Source organism: Paenibacillus sp. 2TAB19 (assembly GCF_052115185.1).
Classification (GTDB): domain Bacteria; phylum Bacillota; class Bacilli; order Paenibacillales; family Paenibacillaceae; genus Pristimantibacillus.
On record NZ_JBFRGE010000199.1, the window covers coordinates 1 to 1,307 of the forward strand.

3 protein-coding genes are annotated in these 1,307 nt (G+C 41.1%); all 3 read left to right on the forward strand.

What is annotated here, in order from left to right; genetic code table 11:
* The first annotated feature begins 228 nt into the window (after positions 1–228).
* Positions 229–546 carry a hypothetical protein gene (locus AB4Z33_RS30950; protein WP_442053577.1) on the forward strand — a complete coding sequence of 106 codons (318 nt, stop codon included), beginning with the start codon at positions 229–231 and terminating at the stop codon, positions 544–546.
* A gap of 113 nt (positions 547–659) precedes the next feature.
* On the forward strand, positions 660–890 hold the full coding sequence (locus AB4Z33_RS30955) for a hypothetical protein (protein ID WP_442053578.1): 231 nt from the start codon (positions 660–662) through the stop codon (positions 888–890).
* A 212-nt stretch (positions 891–1,102) separates the two neighbouring features.
* The coding region (locus AB4Z33_RS30960; protein WP_442053579.1) for a hypothetical protein at positions 1,103–1,307 on the forward strand (205 nt) is incomplete at its 3' end.

Here is a 1,307-nt window from a genome sequence, read left to right on the forward strand (position 1 = left end):
AAGGTCTAGTTCACGTTCACATACACAGTCAAAAAATCGTTACGCTAACTGGGAACATTAGTTGAACGAATCACGGGAGCAGACTGTCGCAGCAGCAGCTCTTTTTTTATTAAGCTAAAGGGCAGTTAGCGTGAATACGGGGGATGGTGTGTATTCATCCGACGCTGGTGATGTTCGTTAGTTGAGACTCTACAAATGACAGGTTAATCCAATAGGGAGGCGAAGGGCATGGAACCGAACTTGGAGAAAAAACTGCAAGACATCTGTACCGACCTTATTCTTTCATTAAGGGGAAATCAAGCAGAGAATGGGAACGCGGTAATCGATCGCAATCTCATCGAGCTCCTCTATTCTACCTTGGATGTCTACAAGGAATCTATCCAACAAGAGACGAGTGTCTCGAGAGAAGTGATCTTCTCCCTCTTTTACACCAGCAGCCGGTTCTACATTCAGAGTAAATATTCGAATAATGCTGCTGATCTTTTGAAGGAGTTTGAACGTTTAAATGGGAGATTGCTTAGGATTTTTTTTACAATTGGAGATTAACAATTACCATCGATTCATCGAACTAAACGAGGGAATGGGAGATTATAGTTCAATGGAYAATGAGGCGGTCAGTCGCCGTTTTCGAAGTAAATGCAATTTAAATGAGGTGACAAATGTTGAAGTTCATAAAGCATGAACCTGAGTTTCCGCCAATCGAATTTTTTATAACTCGTTTCTTTGTTGGCGATAATTGTTTGTTTGAACAAGAAACAAAAGTTTCATTGCCTACCTTAATAACCGGTGATGATATTGACATTTTCAATGAAAGCTATGTAATTGAAAGCAGGCAATTTGGTTTTAATGAGGATGCTTTTGTTACAGTTTATTATATAAAGAAACGTTGATTAGGGGATTTAAGCATTACGCTATCGGGGAACGCTAGCTTCACGACATGACGGCAGCCACCTTTACAATTGGCTGCCGTTGTTCGTTGAGGTAATGGGCAGTATAACGCAACTTCCACGCCTTTATAAACGTTTAACAAATAACTTGATTATTTAATGAGAGACCCTTATTCAAACAATCAACTATAGATGCTGGAAGGGGATGAAGTTTGTTGAAGAAGAAGGTTGTTTGGCTTCTCGGACTAGGACTCTTTCTAAYTGCTTTAACTGCTGGTATTTGGCTGTACTTACCGCGTGAAGTGGATATAAGACTAGAAGGGGTAAAATACCGTTTAGGCACAGAGAATGCCTTAGAGGCCGAATCTGCCACCGTACAAATCGAAGGAACCTTTCGTCGAGCGCTGAACGGACAGCGAC

Coding starts and splice junctions, on each gene's coding strand:
- AB4Z33_RS30950 (WP_442053577.1), top strand. CDS start 229: ATGGAACCGAACTTGGAGAAAAAACTGCAAGACATCTGTACCGACCTT.
- AB4Z33_RS30955 (WP_442053578.1), top strand. CDS start 660: ATGTTGAAGTTCATAAAGCATGAACCTGAGTTTCCGCCAATCGAATTT.